At 73.5% G+C, this 7,647-nt stretch carries 7 protein-coding genes; 4 read left to right on the top strand and 3 right to left on the bottom strand.

Annotation, left to right across the window (positions count from 1 at the left end; all coding sequences use genetic code 11):
• Window positions 1–192: 192 nt before the first annotated feature.
• From gnd to dnaA, 3 genes are all read right to left on the bottom strand, one after another.
• Window positions 193–1,125, bottom strand: coding sequence for a phosphogluconate dehydrogenase (NAD(+)-dependent, decarboxylating) (gene gnd, locus ACI79E_RS16915; RefSeq protein ID WP_456933732.1), 933 nt, complete (start codon window positions 1,123–1,125; stop codon window positions 193–195).
• Window positions 1,126–1,296: 171 nt separating this feature from the next.
• Entirely contained in the window at window positions 1,297–2,460 is a 1,164-nt protein-coding gene (gene dnaN, locus ACI79E_RS16910; RefSeq protein ID WP_456933731.1) for a DNA polymerase III subunit beta, read from the bottom strand.
• A gap of 769 nt (window positions 2,461–3,229) precedes the next feature.
• Window positions 3,230–5,008 carry a chromosomal replication initiator protein DnaA gene (gene dnaA / locus ACI79E_RS16905; RefSeq protein ID WP_456933730.1) on the bottom strand — a complete coding sequence of 593 codons (1,779 nt, stop codon included), beginning with the start codon at window positions 5,006–5,008 and terminating at the stop codon, window positions 3,230–3,232.
• A 586-nt stretch (window positions 5,009–5,594) separates the two neighbouring features.
• Between dnaA and rpmH the strand changes: the two genes are divergently transcribed.
• Genes rpmH through yidC form a run of 4 tightly spaced genes read left to right on the top strand, consistent with a single transcriptional unit; the run spans window position 5,595 to window position 7,572 of the window.
• Window positions 5,595–5,732 (top strand): 50S ribosomal protein L34, encoded by a 138-nt coding sequence (rpmH, locus tag ACI79E_RS16900; protein WP_089305879.1) that lies wholly within the window; start codon window positions 5,595–5,597, stop codon window positions 5,730–5,732.
• Window position 5,733: 1 nt separating this feature from the next.
• Entirely contained in the window at window positions 5,734–6,117 is a 384-nt protein-coding gene (gene rnpA, locus ACI79E_RS16895) for a ribonuclease P protein component (protein WP_456933729.1), read from the top strand.
• A complete protein-coding gene (gene yidD / locus ACI79E_RS16890; RefSeq protein ID WP_456933728.1) occupies window positions 6,114–6,464 on the top strand; it encodes a membrane protein insertion efficiency factor YidD in 351 nt (116 codons plus the stop codon). Before rnpA ends, yidD begins: the two co-directional genes overlap by 4 nt.
• Entirely contained in the window at window positions 6,457–7,572 is a 1,116-nt protein-coding gene (gene yidC, locus ACI79E_RS16885; protein WP_456933727.1) for a membrane protein insertase YidC, read from the top strand. Before yidD ends, yidC begins: the two co-directional genes overlap by 8 nt.
• The last annotated feature ends 75 nt before the right edge of the window (window positions 7,573–7,647 follow it).

Genomic DNA, 7,647 nt, shown 5'->3' with positions numbered 1-7,647 from the left:
CCCCCCCCCCCCCCCCCCCCCCCCCCCCCCCCCCCCCCCCCCCCCCCGCCCCCCCCCCCCCCCCCCCCCCCCACCCCCCCCCCCCCCCCCCCCCCCCCCCCCCCCCCGCCGCCCCCCCCCCCCCCCCCCGCCCCCCCCCCCCCCCCCCCCCCCCCCCCCCCCCCCCCCCCCGACGGGTCGGGAGGAGCGTGCTCACGCCGGGCGCTCGGCCTCCTGCTGCTGCACCGCGTGCACCGCGTGCCCACCGAACTGCTGGCGCAGCGCGGCGACGGCCTTCATCGTCGGCGAGTCCTCCTGGCGGGAGGAGAAGCGGGCGAACAGCGAGGCGGCGATCGTCGGCATCGGGACGGCGTTCTCGATGGCCTGCTCGACGGTCCAGCGGCCCTCGCCGGAGTCCTCCGCGTAGCCCCTGATGCGGTCGAGCTCCGGGTCCTCGTCCAGGGCGCGGACCAGCAGGTCCAGCAGCCAGGAGCGGATGACGGTGCCCTGCGTCCAGGACTTGACCACGCCGGGGACGTCCTCGATCAGGTCGACGGCGGCCAGCAGCTCGTAGCCCTCGCCGTAGGCCTGCATCATCGCGTACTCGATGCCGTTGTGGACCATCTTCGAGAAGTGGCCGGCGCCCACCGGACCGGCGTGCACGAACCCGGCCCCCGGCAGCTCCTGGCCCGACGCGTCGACCGGCGCCGGCGGCTTCAGCGCGTCGAACACCGGCTGCACCTTGGCGACGTCCTCCTTGGTGCCGCCGACCATCAGCGCGTAACCGTTCTCCAGGCCCCAGACGCCACCGGAGACCCCCGCGTCCACGTAGCCGATGCCCTTCTCGCGGCACAGGACGTCGTGGACCTGGTCGTCGGTGTACTTCGAGTTCCCGCCGTCGACGATCACGTCGCCCGGGCTGAGCAGCTCGGCCAGCTCCTTGACCGTCGCCTTCGTGGGCTCACCCGCCGGCACCATCACCCACACCACCCGCGGGGCGGACAGCGCCTCCACCAGGGCCGGCAGGCTGTCGACGTCCCGCTTCTCCGGGTGGTGGTCGAAGCCGACGACCTCGTGGCCGGCGCGGCGCAGCCGCTCGGCCATGTTGCCGCCCATCTTTCCCAGCCCGATCAGCCCCAACTGCACGACGACGTCCTCTCCTCGCTGTCTTCCGGCCTCGGTGCCCCATCGTGCTCGCCCGCTGGTGCGGCCGCGCGGCGGGTGGGCCTCCTGTCCCGTCCCGGCGCGAGCCCGCGAGCGGTGGCGGGCAGCAGGGGGACCGCGCCCCGGCCTCCGCCGTCGGCGCGGGTGGGGGCATCAGCCGGGCAGGCGCACCGGCATGATCAGGTAGCGGTAGCTGCCGGGCCGCTCGACCGGCGTGGCCGCCGCGCCCTCCTCGTCGGCCGTCGGTTCCTCCACCCCCGACAGGACGGCGGGCTTGAGCGGGCTGGTGAAGTCCATCCGCGCGCGTGGCGTGTGCACCGCGGCCAGCCCGTCGAGCAGGAACGTCGGGTTGAAGCCGATGGTGAGCGGCTCGCCGTCGAACTCGACGTCGCAGCGCTCCTCGGCCTGACCCTCGTCGTCACTGCCCCCGGCCCGCAGCGTGACCTGTCCCGGCGTGAACTCACAGCGCAGCGGCGTGCCCCGCTCGGCGACCAGGGCGACGCGCTTGGCCGCGTCGGTGAACAGGCCCACCGGGAGCACCGCGTTGGCCTGCGACTCGTTGGGCATGATCGCGCGGTACTTGACGAACTCGGCGTCCAGCAGCCGGGTGGTGGTCTGCCGGTCCTTGCCGGACAGGCCGAGGATGCCCTCCCCCGAGCTGCCCGAGGACAGCGACAGGGTGATCTCCGGGCCGCTGGTCAGCGTCTTCGCGGCGTCGGCCAGCGTGCGGGCGGGGACGAGCACCGCCGCCGACAACCCCGGGGTCTCCGGGCGCCAGGCGAACTCGCGGACCGCCAGCCGGTAGCGGTCGGTGGCCGCGAGGGTGACCAGGTCGTCGTCGATCTCCAGCCGTACACCGGTGAGCATCGGCAGGGTGTCGTCGCGGCCCGCGGCCACGGCGACCTGACCGACCGCCTCGGCGAAGACGTCGCTGTCGACCACACCCGCCGACGAGGGCATCGACGGCAGGGAGGGGTAGTCCTCCACCGGCAGGGTCGGCAGGCTGAACCGCGCGTTCCCGCAGGCGATGGACAGCCGCGGACCCTCGGCGGTGATGTCCACCGGGTGCGGCGGCAGCGCCCGGGTGATCTCGGCCAGCAGCCGTCCGGGCACGAGGGTGCGGCCGCTCTCGGTGGCCTGCACGTCGACCTCGGCGCGGGCCGAGACCTCGTAGTCGAACCCGCTCACCGACAGCTGGCTGCCGTCGACCTCGAGCAGGATGCCGGCCAGCACCGGCACCGACGGCCGGGGCGGCAGGCTGCGCGCCGTCCACGCGACGGCATCGGCGAGCACCTCACGTGCCACCCGGAACTTCATGACCTGATCCACCCCAGCTCTGTCGTACTCCTCTGCTGCGGTGCTCATCGTGCCCTGTACGTCTGACTTGCGGGTGACTGCTTCCCCGATCAGGTGTGCTCCAGCCCCTGCAGACCCTGCTTCCCCACCCTGATTGTGGTTCGAGAACTCATCGAGATAACTCCCTCATCCTCGTCATCACTGGTGTGGAACCTGGGGATCGAGCCCCTCTGCCCAGGTCAGAGCCGATGTCGACATGTTGGTGGACTGTGGGTGCACCGGCGTCGCCTGTTGTCGACACGTGGACATCTCGACGTCCGTGCACACCGACCGTCGTCTCTCCACGCGCTGTCCCCTGGTTCCCCCAGTACCCGTCCCCAGGTGCTGTGCACGACGGCGACCCCGCCGACGCGGCCGGTCCCGGGCGCGGCCGGGGACGGACGCATACCAGCAGGTCACCGACGTGCCGACGATGGGAGGACCGCGGCGCGCCCACGGACCGGCGTCACGACGCGTGACGCCGTCCCTACGAGATACCCCCAGACTGTGCACATCCCTGGGGACAACTCATCGACCTGTCGACGAGCACCGATCGGTCACCGCGGCATCCCGGCGACGCACGCAGCCTGACGCCATGCACACGGTTGTGCACAGGTGTGGAGAAGTCGACAGCGCCGACCTGGGTCACCGGCCGGCACCGCGGTGACGTCGCGGTCCCCTGGGCCGCCGGCAGGGGACGGCCCGCCGCCGACGAGCGCCGGCGGTCCCCGGGGGCGGCCGGCCGACGGGGCTACTGGCGGGCGCGGCTCTTGATGCGGGCGGTCAGCTCGGTGACCTGGGTGTACGTGGCCCGGCGCTCGCTCATCAGGTTGGTGATCTTCTTGACCGCGTGCATGACCGTGGTGTGGTCCTTGCCGCCGAAGGAGGCACCGATCCGGGGCAGGGACAGCTCGGTCAGCTCCCGGCACAGGTACATGGCGATCTGCCGGGCGTTGACCAGCGTGCGGCTGCGGTTGGAGCCCTGGAGCTCCTCCATCGTCACGGAGAAGTACTCCGCGGTCGCCGCCATGATGATCGCCGCGGTGATCTGCGGGCCCTGCTCGTCGCTGATGAGGTCCTTGAGCACCAGCTCGGCCAGCGGCAGGTCCACCTGCTGCTTGTTCAGCGACGCGAACGCGGTGACCCGGATGAGCGCGCCCTCGAGCTCGCGGATGTTGGTCTGCACCTTGCTGGCGATGAACTCCAGCACCGGGTCGGGCACCTGCAGCCGCTCGCCGTAGGCCTTCTTCCGCAGGATCGCGATGCGGGTCTCCAGGTCCGGCGCCTGGACGTCGGTGATGAGACCCCACTCGAAGCGCGTCCGCAGCCGGTCCTCCAGCGTCGTCAGCTTCTTCGGCGCCCGGTCGGAGGTGATGACGATCTGCTTGCTGGCGTTGTGCAGCGTGTTGAAGGTGTGGAAGAACTCCTCCTGCGTCCGCTCGGCGCGCTCCAGGAACTGGATGTCGTCGATGAGCAGGAAGTCGATGTCGCGGAAGCGGCGGCGGAACTCCTCGGCCCGCCCGGAGTGCACCAGGTTGATGAACTCGTTGGTGAACTCCTCGGTGCTCACGTACCGCACGCGCACGTTGGGGAACATCCGCGCCGCGTAGTGCCCGATGGCGTGCAGCAGGTGGGTCTTCCCCAGCCCGGAGTCGCCGTAGATGAACAGCGGGTTGTAGGCCCGCGCCGGCGCCTCGGCCACCGCGACCGCCGCGGCGTGGGCGAACCGGTTGCTGTTGCCGATGACGAAACTGTCGAAGACGTACTTGGGGTTCAACCCGGGGTCCTGCGCACCGGCCGGCGCCCGGCGGTCGCCGAACAGCGGGACGGCGTCCCCGCCGCGCCCGCCCGACCCGCGGCCCTCGCCCCGGCGGCCCCGGCCGGTCGCCGGGGGTGCGTCGGCGTCCCGGTCCGCGGGCTCCAGGTCGAACGGCAGGACGGCGGCGCCGTCCTCGTCCACGTCCCCGCCGCCCCAGTCACGGTCGGCGCCGCGGGTGCCGCGGCCGGCGGACCGGCGCGTCGGCGGGCTCCAGTCGGTGGCCGGCCGGTCCTCGTCCTCCGGTGCCGGGTTCTCCGGGGTACCCGGGTGCTCGGCCGGGTCGCGCTCCCAGGTCAGCGGGCGGGTGACGTCGGTCCGGACGCCGAAGGCGCTGCGCCCGTCGTCGGCGCGGTCGCGGGTCTCGCGGTCCTCCTCGGCACGCTGCGCCTCGACCGCCGACCACGGCCGCCGGGTCGGGACCTCCGGGCGCGGCTCCTCCTCGGGCTGGGCCGGGGTGTCCTCCACCTGGACGGCGACGCGGATGTCACGACCGATCTGCTCGGACAGCGCCTCGGCCAGCACCCGCCGCATGCGCGACTCGAGCACAGTCTGGGTGAACTCGTTGGGCGCCGACAGCACCGCGGTGTCCTCGAACACACCGACCGGCCGGGTCAGGTTCAGCATCGCGTTCTGCTGCGGGGACAGACTCGTCGCCAGCCGCTCGCGGATCTGGTCCCAGACCGTCGCCAGGTCCACCGTGGCATCGGCCATGACCGTGTCCTCCCCAAACCGTGTGTTCGTCGCCACTGCCGCGGGTGCGCACCGCCGCGTCCGATCCCTCGGCAGTTCCCCGCTGTGGACAGCTGGACACACGGTGTCCACACCGTCGTCCACAGGCTGTGCACGGTCGGCGACGCGCTCGTCCGGCATCCGCTCGCGCGGGCCGGTCAGGGACGTCGTCGCTGGTCAGGGAGGGGGTCGAGAGGGGTGTACGGGGAGTGCGGTGGTCGGTCGACCCAGCGGGGCGGCCCCTGTGCCGGACGCGGATGTCCGGTGTGGAGCGACGGCGACGCTAACAGCCTCGTCCACAGCCCGGCAACGAGCCCGGCGGCTCCACCCGGCGCGGCGCAGGGCGTGTCGCGGCGAGCCCGCGGCCGCACAGCACCCACCGCACCCGCGGATGAGGGAGCCTGGGGAGTCCGTGTCCGGACGGGCCCTCCGGCACCCGGGATTCCTCGGCTATGCTGGCGGGAGTCTGTGGACGGGGAGCCGGTCCTGCCGAGCTCCAACCGTCCCTGAGCGCGCGCCTGCCCGCCGGCCGGTGCGCACCGTCGATGTCGTGTAGTGGGAGTACCTCGTGAGCAAGCGCACGTTCCAGCCGAACAACCGCCGCCGGTCCAAGACCCACGGCTTCCGGCTGCGGATGCGCACCCGCGCGGGCCGGGCGATCATCGCCGGCCGTCGGCGCAAGGGTCGCGAGAAGCTCTCCGCCTGAGGTGCTGCCCGCGCAGGCACGCCTGCGCCGGCGTCCGGAGTTCACCGCGGTCGTCCGGTCCGGTCGGCGTGCCGGACGGCCGACCATGGTGCTCCACTACCTCCCCGAACGGCCCGTGACTCCGGCCGCCGGCACCGCCGGCGGGTCCGGCAGTCCACGGGCCGGCTTCGTGGTGGGCAAGGCCGTGGGCAACTCCGTGGTCCGCCACCGCGTCACCCGCCGCCTGCGGGCGGTCGTGCTGGGCGAGCTGTCCCGCCTGCCGGTCTCCGCCGACCTCGTAGTCCGTGCCCGCCCCGAGGCGGCCACCGCGAGCTCGACCGACCTGCGCCGGGACCTCGCGGCCGGGCTGGACCGCCTCCTCGGCTCCCGGGCCCGCGCCTCGTGAGCGGCGCCGCGGTCCCCTCCGGCGCCTCCCCCGCCGCACGCGGGCGGAGCCCGGTCGGCCGCGCCCTCCTGGGCGCGGTGCGCTTCTACCAGCGGGCCATCAGCCCGGCACTGCCGCCGCGCTGCCGCTTCGCCCCCACGTGCAGCGCCTACGCCGTCGAGGCGATCGAAGTCCACGGCGCCGCCCGCGGCAGCTGGCTGGCGCTGCGCCGCCTGCTCAAGTGCGCGCCCTGGCACCCCGGGGGCTTCGACCCCGTTCCCCCAGGGAGCACCGCACCACCCGGAACCGACCGCGCCACCCCGCCGGCCCCCGCCCGGGCCCCGCAGGAGGAGTCCTCCCTTGCTTGACTGGCTGTACACCGCCATCTCGTGGGTCATGGCCCGGTGGCACTCGCTGTGGAACGTGGTCTTCGGTGACCCGCCGGCCGGCAGTGGCCTGTCCGGCCTGACCTGGGCGCTGTCGATCGTCTTCCTGGTCGTCACGATCCGGGTCATCCTGTTCCCGCTGTTCGTCAAGCAGATCAAGTCGCAGCGGGCGATGCAGGAGATCCAGCCGGAGATCCAGAAGCTGCGCAAGCAGTACGGCAGCGACAAGCAGGGCTTCAGCCAGGCGATGATGGCGCTGCAGAAGGAGCGCGGGGTCAACCCGCTGGCCGGCTGCCTGCCGATCCTCCCGCAGATCCCGGTCTTCCTCTCGCTGTTCCACGTCCTGCGCCGGCTCTCCCCGGACGCCGTGGGCCTCTACAGCTGGTCGACCGAGCTCACCCGCGAGGCGGCCCAGGCACCGCTGTTCGGCGCGCCGATCTCCTCGTCGTTCAACATGACCGGGGCCAAGGAGCAGGCCATCCTCGACCTGCCCGGGGTCAGCTACACCAGCATCCGGGTCGTCGCCTTCGTGCTCATCGTGATCATGTGCGTCACGACGTACGTGACCCAGCGCCAGACGATGAAGCGCTCCGGCCCGGTCGAGGGCCAGGCCGCCACGGTGCAGAAGCTGCTGCTCTACGGCATGCCGATCAGCCTCTTCGTCACCGGCTTCTTCTTCCCGGTCGGCGTCCTCCTCTACTGGTTCACCAACAACCTGTGGACGCTGGGCCAGCAGTTCTTCATCCTCCGCAAGATGCCGCCGCCCGGGTCCCCCGCGGCCCTCGCCAAGGCCGCCGCCGACAAGCCGGCCATCGACCCGAAGACCCTCGCGCCCAAGCCCGGGGCCAAGCCGGTGCGGCCGAAGCCCGGCCGCCCCGCGGCGCCGTCGTCCACCGTGGACCCGGCCGACCCGACCGGCGACACCGCGCCGTCGGGCACCGCGTCCGCCGACGGCGCCAGCGGGTCGACCGCGGCCGGGTCCAACGGCCAGGCGCCGAGCGGCAAGGGCCCGGCCGGGCGGCCGCGCGGCACCGCCGCCCGCGGCGGCAGCCCCGGCCCGGCCAACCGGGGCAAGCGCAAGCGCCGCTGACGGCCGCCCCGGCGTCCCTCCGCGGACGCCCGCCGGCCCCGCCGGCCACCGACCACCGGGCACGCCCGGACGCCC

The organism is Geodermatophilus sp. SYSU D00079 (assembly GCF_054050635.1).
Note: the sequence above shows the minus strand (reverse complement) of the source record. Positions and strands in the feature narration are given on the sequence as shown.

What these genes read in the sequence shown, in the direction of transcription:
- dnaN (WP_456933731.1), bottom strand. Translation starts at nt 2,460, where the DNA reads ATGAAGTTCCGGGTGGCACGTGAGGTGCTCGCCGATGCCGTCGCGTGG.
- dnaA (WP_456933730.1), bottom strand. Translation starts at nt 5,008, where the DNA reads ATGGCCGATGCCACGGTGGACCTGGCGACGGTCTGGGACCAGATCCGC.